The following is a 13,653-nucleotide window of genomic DNA, read 5'->3' on the forward strand; positions in this document are numbered from 1 at the left end:
AGGTGGCCCCACGACTGTGGCAGGTCAGCCGCGGGGACGCGTCACCAGGCGGCCGCGGGCTTGCCCGGCCTCGAGGCGCTTCAAGGCCGCCGGAACCTCGCTGAACGGCACCTCTTCGATCACCGGCGTGAGTTTGCCGGCGGCGATGAGGTCGAGGACGGCCTCGAGGTCTTCGAGACTCGCGCCGAGGGAGCCCCGCAGCTGGATGTTGTGGGTGACGAGCAGATGGGTCGGGATGGTCGCTTCGGGGGCGCCGAGACCGACGACGACTACCCGACCGCCGGGGCGCACCGCCGCGAGCGCTTCGGCGGTCGTGCTCCCCATCCCCGCGAAGTCGATCACGGCCTCGGCCATGCCGGGAAGATCGCTGATACGGGTGAAGCACTCGGTGGCACCCTGTGCCCGTGCCGTCTCGAACACATCGGGGTTGACGTCGACGCCATAGACGGTGGCGCCCCGCTGATTCGCGATCTGCACCGCATTGAGCCCGAGCCCGCCGAGGCCGATGACCACGACGGTCGACCCGGGACCGATACCGGATTCGGCGACGACCGCGTGGTAGGCGGTGGCGATGGAGTCGGTGGCGACGGCGGCGTGGGTGAACGGCACACCGTCCGGGATCCGGACCATAGTGGCGCGGGGGACCACCGCCTGCGGCGCGAAACCACCGTCGAACCCGAGGCCGATGCCGTTGGCGAAATCGGCTTGCTCGATCGGGTGGGCGATCAGTGCGACGGCGACTCGATCGCCGACTGCGAGGTCGGTGACATCCGAACCGAGCGCACGTACCGTGCCGGCTACCTCGTGTCCGAGGATGATGGGCCGCTTGCGCAGCCAGGCGTCCCCGTGTCCGTTGACGATGTGCACATCGGACTGACACAGCCCGGCCGCCTCGACGTCGATGAGGACCTGATCCGGTCCAGGACTGGGCGCCTGATAGTCGACGTTCTCAAGACCCGTTGCAGCAGAGCTGAATTGCCATGCGGACATGGTGCCCTCTCCGATTAGACTTGCAGTCAATAATAATTGACATAGTGTCATAAAGAGGCTTCGATCACAACGAGTGGATCTCGCGAGGAAGGACGACCCATGGCGACGATGAAAGCCGGCCGAATGAACTTCGGAACCGGGCAGTTCCGCGTGGAAGAGGTCGCGGTACCCAGCCCCGGGCACGGAGAGGTTCGGGTCAAGGTGAGGGCAGCCGGCGTGTGCCTGTCGGATGTCCACCTCATCGGCGGGCTCGTCCGGCCGCTGCGCGACGCTGATGCGCAACGCACTCTGGGACACGAGGTCGCCGGGACCATCGACGCCGTGGGCAGCGGTGTCGAGGGCTGGGCCGAGGGCGACCGCGTCGCCTTGCAGGCGCTGATCGCAAAGCCGTGGGGCGTCGACACCATGGGCGTCGATTACGACGGTGGCTGGGCGGAATACGTCGTCGTGCCCCACGGCGTCCTGGTGTCGATCCCGGATACCCTGCCGTTCGAACAGGCCTGCATCATTCCCGATGCGGTGTCGACGCCGTTTGCCGCGATCCGCCACACCGCCGACGTCAGACCCGGAGAAGCCGTGGGCGTCTGGGGTGTCGGAGGCCTTGGCATCCACGCCATCCAGGTCCTGCGGATGACGGGCGCCGCGCCGATCATCGCGGTCGATCCCCTATCGGGCCCGCGGGAGAACGCACTTCGACGTGGCGCCGACGCGGCGTTCGATCCGACCGCACCCAACTTCGTCGAAGAAATCGGTGCGTTTCTCGGCGGGCGCGGCCTCGACGCGGCCTTCAATTTCGCCGGATTCCCGGGCATCGACGAGCAGATCCTGCCGCTGCTGAACCCCGGCGGACGGCTGACGATCGTCGGTGTCAGCGGCCATCCGTTCACCGTGGAGAACAGTGTGGCTCTCGTTGCGTTCCAGCAGCGCATCCTCGGCCACTACGGGTACCTGCCGCCCGACGTCGAGCAGTTGGTCCGGTTGGTGCAGTGGGGCCGTCTCGATCTGCGGGACTCCGTCTCCGCGGTGCTGCCGTTGGAACAAGCTGCCGACGCGGTCCGCCAACTCGAAACCAAAGAAGGCGATCCGATCAGGCTGGTGCTGGTTCCGTAGCGTAAGTCGCCGCACTACAGGGCCGCGACACACGCCGCTTCGTCGGCCGAACGCCGCAGCAGCGGTGAGGTCTTTGGCATTGCCTGCGTTGGCCTGCGCCGCCTCGACGGTTTCGGCCAGGTTGGGGCTGATCAGGCGAGGACTCCGGGTTTGACTCAGTCACGTCTTCACAGGGCGATCGAAGCCGAGACCGGATTGCTAGTCGTCGAGGAACGGGACGACTTTGTGCGCCATGAGTTCGAGGTGTGCCATCGCGCGGTCGTGGCCGATGTGCGGAATCCGGTACCAGAACACGACCTGGTGATAGGGCGCGCGAGCGCGGATGTCTTTGAGGCGTCGGACGATGTTCTCCGGCGTGTCGATCAACATCGCCTCGCGGCGCCAGGGCGTGTCGGAGTCGGTGTCGACGCCGACCTGTGAGCGGTCCCGGGCCCAACTCGCGTATTGGTTGAACTGATACTCGATGGCGTCGCGGTAGAAGAGGTTCCAATCCCGCTCGGGATCCTCGGACGCCCAGAGTGGAACGCAGATGGAGAAGCGGAAGTCCTCGAGCGATCGGCCGTGTCGCGCCAGGGCGGGTGCAAGTCCGTTCTCCCACAATTCCGCGAATTTGGTTTCGGGAGAGAAGAAGTCAACAGGGATCACCCCGTCGGAGAGCCGAACTGCTCGATCAAGCACCTTCGGCGCGCCGCCCCCGAGATAGATCGGGATGTCGTCCTGAACCGGGCGCGGCGACACCGTGACGTCAGTTCCGCCGGGGCCGTCGGGCAGCGATCCGTGGCGGAGGCCTTGTCGGATGAACTTCAGGCCTCGTTCCATCAGTTCGCCGCGCTGGTGGAAATCGGCTCCGAACAGGTCGAACTCACGCGCGTATCCACCGGCTGCGACGCCCAGTTCGAGCCGTCCGCCCGACAGAAGATCGGCCACGGTCGCCTGTTCGACCACCTGGCGCCACGGATGCAGCGGTAACAGCAGGGCGTTCGTCATGAACCGGATTCGCTCCGTCGCCACCCCGAGTCCGGCGATGAGCGGAAGCTGCGCAGGGAGATAGCCGTCGTCGACACCGTGCTGTTCGGTCGTGGCGAACGTACGAAAAGGCAATCGATCAGCCAGGCGTACCTCCTCGAGGAGTTCCCCGTAGCGCCGCTCGGCACGGGTGTCGCCAGGTTCCGGTCGGACGTCGGTCCATACACCGACCGCGGGGGCGTGGATCCGCGCCGCGGCGTGGTCGTTTCCCTTCATGGGATGGATGACAGTTCGACGGTCGCACCTATTCCACGCGAGGTGTGACGTCCTGTCCACGGGCCGAAAAACGGGGTCACCGGGCCGCGACTGACGGCCCTATCAGGTCGGCCAAGCCCGCGGCGTACGACGCGGGGGTGAGGTCCTCGAAGAACAGCCGTTGCACCATGAAGCCGGGTATCAGCCCGATCAACGTTTGGGCGATGCGCGTCGGATCGGCGTCTCTCGGAAGATGTCCAGCGGCGATAGCGCGTTCGACATAGGTGGCCCAAGCCTCGCGGCCGCGGGCACCCTCACGCCGGTAGATCGCCATGATCTCGGGGGCGCGCGCGGCCTCGGCCCAGGCCTGCAGCGCCACGCGGTGGAGGTCGACGCCGCGCTCCTCGCCCAGTGCGACGACCCGCTCCAGCACGTTCTCGAGCACCTGATGTGGCGGCGGGACCTCGGCGGCCGCTCGGTCCACCACGACGGACAGTCCCTCGCCGGCCACGAGTTCCGCGATTGCGCGGATCAGTTCGTCCTTGCCGTTGAAATAGAGGTACACGGCGCCTGCTGACAGGCCGGACTCGGCGACCACTGTCGCCATGGACGTCTTGTGGAAGCCGTCGCGAGCGACACAGCGCAGCATGGCGTCGATGATCTGTTCGCGGCGAGCGGCCCGGTGCTCCTCGCTGACTTTGGGCATGAGCACACCCTGCCACAAAACGAACATCCGTTCTTGACAGGCTGAGCCGCCACGGCCAGCATGGCTATAACGAATGACTGTTCGTTTTTGATCGAGAATGCGGAGGTTCGATGGGAACACCGATGACAGGCGCATGCGTGGACCGGCTCTGGCGTTACCCCGTCAAGTCGATGATGGGCGAGGAAGTCCGGGAAATCACGATCGGCCTCGGCGGCGTGGCGGGTGATCGCGCCCTTGGCTTCCTGGACGTCGAGACGGGCAAAGTGGTCAGCGCCAAGCGGCCCAAGCGCTACGGCCCGCTGATGCAGTGTCGCGCACGGTTCCTGTCGCCGCCAAGGCCCGACGCGCCGGTTCCACCGATAGAGGTCGCCTTTCCGGACGGGACGGTGGTGCGCGATGACCTGTCCCTGCTAGCGCGCCGCGTGTCGGCGCTGCTTGGTCGCGACGTGTCCCCCCTCGCCAGTGTCCCCGAGGGCGCCTCAGCGGAGTTGGCCATGCCGGGCATCGCCGACGTGGACCCAGGCCCACTCCGAGCCCTGTTTCGCGACGAAGGCGGCGAGCAGGTGCGGGACTTCAACGTCGGAATGGCAGCACCGGGCACCATGCTCGACATCGCTGCGCTACACGTCATAGCCGGAAGCACGCTGCGCGGGCTCGCGGGCCGATACCCGGCCGGCGATTGGGATCCGCGGCGATTGCGGCCGAACATCCTCATCGACGACGGCGGCGAACTCCGCGAGGAAGACGACTGGCTTGGCTGCCACCTCCACATCGGCACCGAAGTCGTTGTCCATGTCTTCATGCCCGTGCCGCGATGCGTGATGACGACCCTGCCGCAAGCCGGTCTGTCGAAGGACCTCAGTGTGCTGAAGGCGATCGCTCGATTCGGCCGCAAGCATATAGGTTCACTGGGTCAAGTCGCGTGCGCCGGAAGCTATGCGAACGTGATCACGCCAGGCGTCGTGCGCACCGGCGATCCGGTCGTCCTCGAGCGCGTCGAGTCCCGAGAGGACGCGCTCGCAGCGGTCATCGAGAAGCTATCTGCAAACAGTGGCGATCAACCATAAGTCTGCGTGAGGGAACGTGGCGCGGCGCGGCTTCGCCCTCTGGCAATCACCCGTCCCCCGTCTGCGTGCGGTGAGAACGAGGAACGACCCTTACAGACCGACCGTCGGTCTGTTATGGTCGTAGACGGACGGAGGCCCCATGCGATACCTGGATCTCGACGCGGGCACGATCGAATACACCGACACCGGCGGTGCCCGCCCGGTGGTCGTCTTCCTGCACGGCGTCAACATGGACGGCACCCTGTGGCGTCACGTGGTCGCCGGTCTGGCTCCCGACTACCGATGCATCTGCCCGACCCTGCCGCTGGGCTCGCACCGGCAACCGATGCGACGCGGTGACCTCGTCACCCATACCGGTGTGGCCGACATGGTCGGCGACCTCCTCGACGCACTGGACCTTCGCGACGTCACCTTGGTCCTCAACGACTGGGGAGGCGCGCAGTTCCTGCTCGCCCAACGCGGCACGGACCGCATCGCGCGCGTCGCACTGATCGCCTGCGAGGCGTTCGACAACTTTCCGCCGGGCAAACCCGGCAAGGCCATCGCCACCGCCGCGCGGTATCCGGCCGTGCTGTGGCTGTCGATGCAGCTGCAGCGATTCGGATGGTTTCGCAGGCTCCCGGGCGGCTGGGGCTGGATGAGCAGACGCCCGATCCCGAAGAAGGTGATGGACGGCTGGTTTCGGCCGGCGATCACCGATGCGGGAGTGCGACGAGATCTGCGCACGTTCGCGTTGTCGACGCCGAGCCGCGCCGAGCTCGACCGGCTGACCGCGGACCTGCGCAGCGTCCAAGTGCCAGTGCTGGTGGCGTGGGCCACCGAGGACAAACTCATGCCGACCGAGCACGGCCCGAAACTGGCCGAGCTGTTCCCCCGCGGTCGCCTGGTGTGGATCGACGACAGCTACACCCTCGTCCCCGAAGACCAGCCGCAGCGCCTCGTCGCGGAGCTGCGACGGTTCATCGCCTCAGAGGTGGACGCGAGGTGAGACAGGTCAAGAAGGCCGACGTGCGGCGCGGCGAAATCGTCACTGCCGCCCTGAAACTCTTCGCCGAGCGCGGCTACGAGAAGACCACCGTCGAGGCCATCATCGGCGAACTGGGCGTGGCGAAGGGCTGCTTCTATCACCACTTCCGCAGCAAGGACGACGTCTTTGCAGCCAGCGCCCAGGTGATGGCGGAGCGACTGCTCACCGACATCCGACGGCTTCTCACCGACACCGCCATGCGGCCCGCGGAACGACTGGTGGCATTCCTGGACTACACCTACCGCCTGGCCGAGGACCAGAACGAGTTCCTGCGCATGCCGCAGCCGGCCACCGTCGCCGATCTCGACCACCGGGTGTCCAACCTGGTCGCTTCGCAGCTGCAGCCGACGATGACCGAACTGATCGAAAGTGGGACCAGCGTCGGCGATTTCGACGTCGATGACGCCGACTTGACCGCCGCCGCGGTGCTCGGCGCGTTGAACAACATCCACAACGTCTCCGTCGGGCGTGCCGACCTGGACCTGGTCTCGCACCGGCGCTCGGTGCTGGACTTGCTCGGTCGCCTGCTCGGGACACGGCTTCCGGAGGGGGGCGCGACGTGACGATCGCAGAAGCGGTGCAATTCTTGTCGGACGGAACCCGATGCAGTGGCCGGCTCTATCGCGCACCGTCCCCGGTGCCCGGACCGTGCGTCGTCCTGTGCCCGGGCTTCGGCGGCACCCAGGACACCCCGTCGATGATCGCCGCCGCGACCTCCTTCGCCGAGAGTGGACTGACTGCCCTGACTTTCGACTACCGCAGCTTTGGTCGTAGCGCGGGGGACCCCCGTCAAGTGGTCGACCTCGCCGGGCAACGCGCCGACATCCACGCCGCGATCACATTCGCCCGCAGCCGACCAGACATCGACGCACGCCGAATCGCGTTGTGGGGAACATCGTTGGGCGGTGGGCACGTCATCACCGTCGCTGCCGCAGACCCGACCGTCGCGGCCGTCGTGGCACAGATCCCGTTCAACGGCTTCCCGAAACGGGTCGAGGGCCGCTCGGTCACGACGACGCTGCGTCTGCTGATCGCGATCCTGCGCGACCGAATGCGCGGCCGGCTCTCGCGGGCCCCGTACTACATTCCCGCGATCGGCGGACGAGGCGAGCTGGCGGTGATCTCCAGCGACGAGGCGCGGCAGGCGGTGGCGGACATGAACAGCCCGACGTGGCTCAACCACGTCGCTCCCCGCGCGCTGCTCGACATGATGGCCTACCGGCCTGGGCGGCACGCCGCGCGGTTGGCGATGCCGGTGCTGGTGTGTGTCGGCACCCGTGACCGCGAGACGCAGCGCGGCGGGCTGATCGCCGACTCAGCCCCGCGGGGTGTCCTGCGGCAGTATCCCTTCTCCCACTTCGACTTCTACCGTCCCGAGCTGCGCCGCCGGGTGCTCGACGACCAGGTGGCATTCCTTCGCGACGCCGTGGGTGAACCCGCGGCGTCGAACGCGATCGGGGAACCACGATGAGCGACTTCGACGATGTCTTGGTCGTCGGTGCCGGACCGGCCGGGCTGACGACGGCGATCGAGCTCGCCCGCCGCGGCATTTCCGTGCGGATCGTCGACTCCGCATCCGGACCGGCCACGGACACACGGGCACTCGGCATGCAGGCACGAACACTCGAACTCTTCGAGCGGCCCGGTCTGGTCGAGCCGCTGCTCGATCACGGGCTGCGGGCGCGAGTGTTCAATGTGTTCAGCGAGAACCGCCAGATCCTGCGGGCCGATTTCGCCCAACTCGACAGTCCCTATCCGTTCCTGCTGATGATCCCGCAGAACGTCACCGAACGCGTGTTGGCCGACCATCTGGCCGGCCTCGGCGTGCACGTGCAGCGCCGCACCGAAGTCGTGGCTGTGGAGCAGACGGCGCAGCACGTGCACGCACGGTTGCGCCACGCCGATGGCGCCGCGTCGACCGCGACGGCAACCTGGCTGATCGGCGCCGATGGTGCCCACAGCACGGTGCGGCACGCCCTCGGAATCGGCTTCCGCGGCGAAGCATTCGAGGAGAACTTCGCCGTCGCCGACCTCCGTATCGACTGGTCGCTGCCCCACGACCAGTTCTTCGCCTTCCTCAATCGCGGGCGATTCGTCGCGTACTTCCCGATGCTCGGCGGCTGGCACCGAATCGCCGTGGCGCAACCCGCCGACGCAGTGTCACGTGAACACCCGGTGACGGAGGAGGAACTGCAGGCAGCGGTCGACATCTGCGCGCCGCCCGGCGCCCGGATCGACGAGATCCGGCAGGCCGGCAGATTCCGCATCAACCAGCGCCGCGCCGAAGCCCATGCGCGCGGACAGGTCTTCCTGGTGGGCGACGCGGCACACATCCATTCCGTGGTCGGCGCGCAGGGGATGAACACCGGGATCGGTGACGGCTTCAACCTGGGTTGGAAGCTCGCCGCGGTGGTGCGGGGAACCGCACCGCCGCAACTACTCGAAAGCTACGCGGCCGAGCGTGCGCCTGTCGCCGAGAGACTGGTGCGGGGCACCCGCCGGATCACCCGAATGACGTTGCTGCGCAACCCGGTGAGCACCGCGATGCGCCGCCGGGTGGCGCCGCTGGTGCTCGGCCGAAGCCACGTGCAACGGACACTGACGCGGGCCATATCGCAGATCGACGTCGCGTATCACGACGCGTCAGGCGCCGGTCCCCACGGCAGGGTCGCAGTCGGTGACCGCGCTCCCGACGTCGAGATGGAACGAATCGGCGGGGTGGCGCGACTGTTCGACCTCATACACCCGGAGCGGCACACCCTTCTCGGCTTCGGTTCTGCCGCCGCGGATCTCGGCCGCATCACCGAGGGGTTCACCGACATGATTCACCCCGTACCGGTCGACAGCGCCGCGGCGGCGGCGCGTTACAGGCTCGACGGCGGCGGGCTGGTGCTCATCCGACCGGACGGTTACGTGTCCTACGTCAGCGGTGATCCCGATCCCCTGCCGCTGCGTCGACACCTCGGCCGGATGTTCGTCGAAGAGAAGGGAGACCAGACGTGAAGGCCGTTCGGATGACAGGGTTCGGCGGCACCGACGTCTTGCAGGTGGCCGACGTGGACACCCCGGTGCCCGGCCCCGGTGAGGTTCTCATCGAGGTGACCGCTGCCGGCATCGCGTTCGGCGACATCATGAAGCGTCAGGGTGTGTTCGGCACCGACATACCGCTGCCCAGCGGCTTGGGGCAGGAGGTGGCCGGCGTCGTGGTGGGTCACGGTCCGGGCGTGGAGGGTATGCCCGTCGGCACCCGCGTCACCGCGCTCGTCGAGCACGGCTACGCCGAATACGCGGTGGCGTCTGCACATTTCACGGTGCCGGTGCCCGACGGCATCGACGACGCCGAGGCGGCGGCACTGTGGATCCACGGGATGACGGCATACCAGACGCTGGTGGACGCAGGTGAGCTGCGACCGGGTTCGACCGTGCTCGTGCACGCTGCGGCAGGGGGCGTCGGAACGCTGGCCTTGCAGATCGCCAAATTGTTGGGCGCGGCAACCGTCATCGGGGCCGTCGGGCGGGCCGAGAAACTCGACCACGTCCGTCGGCACCGGGCCGACGTCGCCGTGGACTACTCCGAGCGCTCTTGGCCCCGACAGGTACTCGAGCACACCGCGGGTCGCGGTGTGGACCTGGTGCTCGACTCCGTCGGCGCACAGATCGCTCGGCAGAGCCTGGAATGCCTTGCACCCTTCGGACGAATAGTCACGTTCGGCGCGGCGAGTGGCACGCCAGGCGACTTTCCCGCCATTGCGTTGATGAACGGTAACGCAACGGTTGTCGGCTACTCCCTCGACAGCTGGCTGCGGAATCGGCCGGAGCGAACCGCACAGACGATGCGGCTGCTGCTCACCTGGGCCGCGCAGGGCGAGATCACGGTGACGATCGGCGGCCGCTATCCCCTCGAGCGGGTGGCCGAGGCCCACCGCGCCATCAGCGACCGGCACACCGTCGGCAAGAGCGTACTGATCCCCCGAAATCTGACGCCGGTGCGGTGAACCAGCGACCGGCAGACGGGGCGACTCACGCTGTGTGCAGCGGCGGATGCTCGAGCACGCGGGGCCGGTACTCGACCAGTTGGGTGCGACCGTCGAAGGTGCGGTGCTCGATCATCTCGAGAGCGACGTCCGGGTAGCCGTCGTAGATGCGTTCGTCACCGGTGGCGCCGGTGATCACCGGGAACATCACGACCCGGAAACGGTCGACGAGTCCGGCGTGGAGCAGGGAGCGGCAGAGGCTCAGGCTGCCGATCGTGCTGAGCAGTTCTGAGCCACTCGACTTCATCGCGCGCACCGCCTCCACCGCGTCGCCGCGGACGAGTGTGCAGTTGGCCCAGGTCAGCGGCTCCTCGAGTGAGGAGGAGAAGACTACTTTGCGTGCTTGCGTCAGTTCGTCGACGGACGCCTCTTCTTCGGGTCTGAACTCGTCCTGTCCACTCGGCACCTGGCCGGCGGAGAATCCCGACATCAGGCGGTAGGTGTTCGCTCCCATCAGGTAGGTCACCTCGGGCTGCTCGCCGAGCCACGCGAGGTACTCCGGGCCCTCGAGCCCCCAGAACCCCGGCCAGCCATCTCCGGATGCGTAGCCGTCGAGGGAGGTGATGAAATCGACGAGCAGTTCCGACATGGCGGTGTCCTTTCCTGGTTCAAGCCGAGGGTCACCGATTGAGACCAGCCGGGTGCGGGGAACTCATCGGCCGCAAGTCGGTAACGCGGAAACCATTCAGCGGACCGACGACCACCGCAGCGGCTAGCGTGATCTGCGGCCGCTTCGAAGACCAGGAAGGCGCGTCTCGTATGCAGAGCAGTACGGTCGAGAAGCCCGAAGACGCGTCTCTTCTGAAGGTCCTCGGCAACTGGGACGTGTTGGCCCTCGGCTTCGGCGCGATGATCGGCTTCGGCTGGGTGGTGCTCACCGGGGACTGGATCGGCTCGGCGGGCACCCTCGGAGCCGTCCTGGCCATGATCGCGGGCGGTGTGATCATGGCGATGGTCGGGTTGACCTACGCCGAGCTCACCGCGGCCATCCCCAAGGCGGGCGGCGAGCACAACTTTCTGCTGCGCGGCATGGGGCCGCGGTGGTCGTTCATCGGTTCCTGGGGAATCGTCGGCGGTTACGTGACCATCGTGGCGTTCGAGGCGGTGGCACTGCCCAGGACCGCGCTGTACCTCTTCCCCGACCTCAACCAGATTCGGCTGTGGGAGGTCGCCGGAAGCGAGGTGTATCTGACCTGGGCGCTGGTGGGCGCGATCGCCGCGGTCGTGATCACCACCATCAACATCCTGGGCGTGAAAATGGCCAGCGTGGCACAGACGTTCGTCGTCCTGCTGCTGCTGGTCATTGCGCTGCTGCTGGTCGTGGGCTCCTTCACCGGCGGGTCGACCGCCGACATGCAGCCGCTGTTCACCGGTGGTGCGGCCGGATTCTTCGCCGTGCTCGTCGTGGTGCCGTTCCTCTTCGTCGGCTTCGACGTCATCCCGCAGTCCGCCGAGGAGGTGGACGTACCCGCCCGTCAGGTCGGGCGCCTGGTCGTCATCGCGGTGATTCTCGCGACCATCTTCTATCTCGTCACGATCGTGACCACCTCGTCGGCGATGTCCGCCGACGAACTGGCTGAGACGGACATCGCCACCGCAGATGCGTTCGGGGTGTTGTTCGGCAACGACTTCATGGCGAAGGTGTTGATCGCCGGAGGTATCGCCGGGATCCTCACGTCGTGGAACTCGCTGCTGCTCGGCGCGTCCCGGTTGATGTACTCGATGGCGCGCTCCGGCATGCTGCCGGCCTGGTTCGGCAAGCTCCACCCCAGGTTTCGCACGCCGATCAACGCACTGCTGTTCATCGGCGTGCTGTCCTTCCTCGCCCCGTTCCTGGGCGAGGCGATGCTGGGGTGGCTGGTCGACTCCGGGTCGCCGAGCATTGTCATCACGTATCTGCTGGTGTCCATCGTCTTCTTGATCCTGCGCCGACGCGAGCCGCAGATGGAGCGGCCTCTGCGGGTCGGGGGACGCGGAAAGACCGGCGTGGTGATCGGTGGCGCGGCCGTCGTGCTCTGTGTCGGGTTGCTGAGCCTCTACCTGCCGGGCATGCCCGCGTTCCTCGACGTCCAGCCGTGGGTGTTGTTCGGCGCCTGGTGGGTGCTCGGCGCCTTCTTCCTGCTCCGCATCCCGACGGGCGTCGCGCCCGGCGAAGACGCCGAGCATCGCCTGCTGGACGCGATCGACCGACGCCGTGCGTCGGCGAGCAACGACGCGCGCAGGTAGCCGGCCGGCCGGCACTCAGGAGGTGAGACGACGCAACTGATCTCGATCGATCAGATCGCGGCGGCCGCTGATCTGCTGAGACCGGTGCTTCGACGGACACCGGTCATCGCCTCGCGCGTGCTGTCGGAGCGGACCGGCCACCAAGTCTTCTTCAAGTGCGAGAACCTGCAGTGCACTGGATCATTCAAGCCGCGCGGCGCATACAACCGAATCGCCAAGCTATCCGCCGATGAGCGGGCTCGCGGCGTGGTTGCTGCCAGCGCCGGCAACCACGCGCAGGGCGTGGCGTGGGCTGCGACAGAGCTGGGAATCTCGTCGACGGTTTTCATGCCGGTCAATGTTGCGCTGCCGAAGCTGGCGGCGACCAAGGCCTATGGCGCACACGTGCACCTGACCGGCGACACGATCGACGACGCGCTGATTGCCGCACGCGAATATTCCGAACGACACGGCGCGGTCCTGATCCACCCGTTCGACCATGCCGACGTGGTTGCCGGCCAAGGCACCATCGGCGTGGAGATCATCGAGCAGATCCCGGATGTCGCCACTGTCGTCGTGCCGACCGGTGGAGGCGGATTGCTTGCCGGAATTGCTTCAGCCGTCCGTTATCTGGCGCCCGAGGTTCAGGTCATCGGGGTGCAGGCCGCGAGCGCTGCCGCTTGGCCGGGTTCTTTGGCCGAAGGGCATCCTGTGCGCGCGGAGTCGATGCAGACCATGGCCGACGGTATCGCAGTGGCGTTGCCCGGGGCGGTTCCCTATGCGCACGTGGCGGAGTTCGCGCACTCGGTCGTGACGGTCAGCGAAGAGGCACTTTCCCGCGCGCTTCTGCTCTGCATGGAGCGCGCGAAACTGATCGTCGAACCCGCCGGAGCAGCAGCGGTGGCGGCACTTCTGACCGGCGCTCTCGGCACCGACCTGCGTGGGCCGGTATGCGCTGTGCTGTCGGGCGGCAACATCGATCCGCTGGTGCTCACCCACGTGAGCACACATGGTCTGCGTGCCGCCGGGCGGTATCTTGCCGTGAGAGTGACGATCCCGGACCGCCCCGGTGGGCTCAGCCGGTTACTCAGTGTGGTCAGCGAAACCGGGGCAAGCGTGCTCGACGTGGTGCACTCCCGCACAGCACCCACGCTGGCCCTGGACGAAGTCGAGGTGATGCTGACCGTCGAAACCCGGAGTCGGGCACATCGAGAGCAGGTCCTGGAAACCCTCGGCGGCGCAGGCTTCGCCGTTCGCGACGCGGAGTCGTGAGGCCGCCTCGATCTGGGAGCG

General features: G+C 67.2%; 13 protein-coding genes. 9 read left to right on the forward strand and 4 right to left on the reverse strand.

Translation table 11 applies throughout. The annotated features are described in order from the left end of the window. Positions 1–24: 24 nt before the first annotated feature. On the reverse strand, positions 25–990 hold the full coding sequence (locus ACAG25_RS04740) for a zinc-binding dehydrogenase (RefSeq protein ID WP_370487136.1): 966 nt from the start codon (positions 988–990) through the stop codon (positions 25–27). Positions 991–1,089: 99 nt separating this feature from the next. Here ACAG25_RS04740 and ACAG25_RS04745 point away from each other — a divergent pair, with 99 nt between their 5' ends. Further along, positions 1,090–2,100 carry a zinc-binding dehydrogenase gene (locus ACAG25_RS04745; protein WP_370487137.1) on the forward strand — a complete coding sequence of 337 codons (1,011 nt, stop codon included), beginning with the start codon at positions 1,090–1,092 and terminating at the stop codon, positions 2,098–2,100. A gap of 198 nt (positions 2,101–2,298) precedes the next feature. Here ACAG25_RS04745 and ACAG25_RS04750 read toward each other — a convergent pair whose 3' ends face one another. Continuing rightward, positions 2,299–3,342: an LLM class flavin-dependent oxidoreductase gene (locus ACAG25_RS04750; RefSeq protein ID WP_370487138.1), complete on the reverse strand. Its 1,044-nt coding sequence runs from the start codon at positions 3,340–3,342 to the stop codon at positions 2,299–2,301. 76 nt (positions 3,343–3,418) lie between these two features. Beyond that, positions 3,419–4,027, reverse strand: coding sequence for a TetR/AcrR family transcriptional regulator (locus ACAG25_RS04755; protein WP_370487139.1), 609 nt, complete (start codon positions 4,025–4,027; stop codon positions 3,419–3,421). Between the two features lie 110 nt (positions 4,028–4,137). Here ACAG25_RS04755 and ACAG25_RS04760 point away from each other — a divergent pair, with 110 nt between their 5' ends. The 6 genes from ACAG25_RS04760 to ACAG25_RS04785 all read left to right on the forward strand — a co-directional run bounded on the left by ACAG25_RS04760 (position 4,138) and on the right by ACAG25_RS04785 (position 10,116). Continuing rightward, entirely contained in the window at positions 4,138–5,094 is a 957-nt protein-coding gene (locus tag ACAG25_RS04760; RefSeq protein WP_370487140.1) for an MOSC domain-containing protein, read from the forward strand. A gap of 139 nt (positions 5,095–5,233) precedes the next feature. Then, positions 5,234–6,082 carry an alpha/beta fold hydrolase gene (locus tag ACAG25_RS04765; RefSeq protein WP_370487142.1) on the forward strand — a complete coding sequence of 283 codons (849 nt, stop codon included), beginning with the start codon at positions 5,234–5,236 and terminating at the stop codon, positions 6,080–6,082. Beyond that, positions 6,079–6,684 carry a TetR/AcrR family transcriptional regulator gene (locus ACAG25_RS04770; RefSeq protein WP_370487143.1) on the forward strand — a complete coding sequence of 202 codons (606 nt, stop codon included), beginning with the start codon at positions 6,079–6,081 and terminating at the stop codon, positions 6,682–6,684. The genes ACAG25_RS04765 and ACAG25_RS04770 overlap by 4 nt, the downstream gene beginning before the upstream one ends. Then, positions 6,681–7,592: an alpha/beta hydrolase gene (locus tag ACAG25_RS04775; RefSeq protein WP_370487144.1), complete on the forward strand. Its 912-nt coding sequence runs from the start codon at positions 6,681–6,683 to the stop codon at positions 7,590–7,592. The genes ACAG25_RS04770 and ACAG25_RS04775 overlap by 4 nt, the downstream gene beginning before the upstream one ends. Continuing rightward, the gene (locus ACAG25_RS04780; RefSeq protein WP_370487145.1) at positions 7,589–9,124 is read left to right on the forward strand and encodes an FAD-dependent oxidoreductase; all 1,536 of its coding nucleotides are present in this window, start codon (positions 7,589–7,591) and stop codon (positions 9,122–9,124) included. The genes ACAG25_RS04775 and ACAG25_RS04780 overlap by 4 nt, the downstream gene beginning before the upstream one ends. Beyond that, complete coding sequence (locus ACAG25_RS04785; protein ID WP_370487146.1) at positions 9,121–10,116, forward strand: zinc-binding alcohol dehydrogenase family protein; 996 nt, start codon at positions 9,121–9,123, stop codon at positions 10,114–10,116. The genes ACAG25_RS04780 and ACAG25_RS04785 overlap by 4 nt, the downstream gene beginning before the upstream one ends. A 25-nt stretch (positions 10,117–10,141) precedes the next feature. On the opposite strand, the gene ACAG25_RS04790 is transcribed toward ACAG25_RS04785, so the two are convergent. Next, a complete protein-coding gene (locus tag ACAG25_RS04790; protein WP_370487147.1) occupies positions 10,142–10,744 on the reverse strand; it encodes a dihydrofolate reductase family protein in 603 nt (200 codons plus the stop codon). Between the two features lie 170 nt (positions 10,745–10,914). Here ACAG25_RS04790 and ACAG25_RS04795 point away from each other — a divergent pair, with 170 nt between their 5' ends. Both ACAG25_RS04795 and ilvA read left to right on the forward strand, forming a co-directional pair. Further along, positions 10,915–12,381, forward strand: a complete 1,467-nt coding sequence (locus tag ACAG25_RS04795; protein ID WP_370487148.1) for an APC family permease — start codon at positions 10,915–10,917, stop codon at positions 12,379–12,381. A 39-nt stretch (positions 12,382–12,420) separates the two neighbouring features. Next, positions 12,421–13,632: a threonine ammonia-lyase gene (gene ilvA, locus ACAG25_RS04800; protein ID WP_370487403.1), complete on the forward strand. Its 1,212-nt coding sequence runs from the start codon at positions 12,421–12,423 to the stop codon at positions 13,630–13,632. The last annotated feature ends 21 nt before the right edge of the window (positions 13,633–13,653 follow it).

Source organism: Mycobacterium sp. pV006, assembly GCF_041287115.1.
In the GTDB taxonomy this organism is placed as follows: domain Bacteria; phylum Actinomycetota; class Actinomycetes; order Mycobacteriales; family Mycobacteriaceae; genus Mycobacterium.

What these genes read in the sequence shown, in the direction of transcription:
- ACAG25_RS04740 (WP_370487136.1), bottom strand. Translation starts at nt 990, where the DNA reads ATGTCCGCATGGCAATTCAGCTCTGCTGCAACGGGTCTTGAGAACGTC.
- ACAG25_RS04745 (WP_370487137.1), top strand. Translation starts at nt 1,090, where the DNA reads ATGGCGACGATGAAAGCCGGCCGAATGAACTTCGGAACCGGGCAGTTC.
- ACAG25_RS04750 (WP_370487138.1), bottom strand. Translation starts at nt 3,342, where the DNA reads ATGAAGGGAAACGACCACGCCGCGGCGCGGATCCACGCCCCCGCGGTC.
- ACAG25_RS04755 (WP_370487139.1), bottom strand. Translation starts at nt 4,027, where the DNA reads ATGCCCAAAGTCAGCGAGGAGCACCGGGCCGCTCGCCGCGAACAGATC.
- ACAG25_RS04760 (WP_370487140.1), top strand. Translation starts at nt 4,138, where the DNA reads ATGGGAACACCGATGACAGGCGCATGCGTGGACCGGCTCTGGCGTTAC.
- ACAG25_RS04765 (WP_370487142.1), top strand. Translation starts at nt 5,234, where the DNA reads ATGCGATACCTGGATCTCGACGCGGGCACGATCGAATACACCGACACC.
- ACAG25_RS04780 (WP_370487145.1), top strand. Translation starts at nt 7,589, where the DNA reads ATGAGCGACTTCGACGATGTCTTGGTCGTCGGTGCCGGACCGGCCGGG.
- ACAG25_RS04790 (WP_370487147.1), bottom strand. Translation starts at nt 10,744, where the DNA reads ATGTCGGAACTGCTCGTCGATTTCATCACCTCCCTCGACGGCTACGCA.
- ACAG25_RS04795 (WP_370487148.1), top strand. Translation starts at nt 10,915, where the DNA reads ATGCAGAGCAGTACGGTCGAGAAGCCCGAAGACGCGTCTCTTCTGAAG.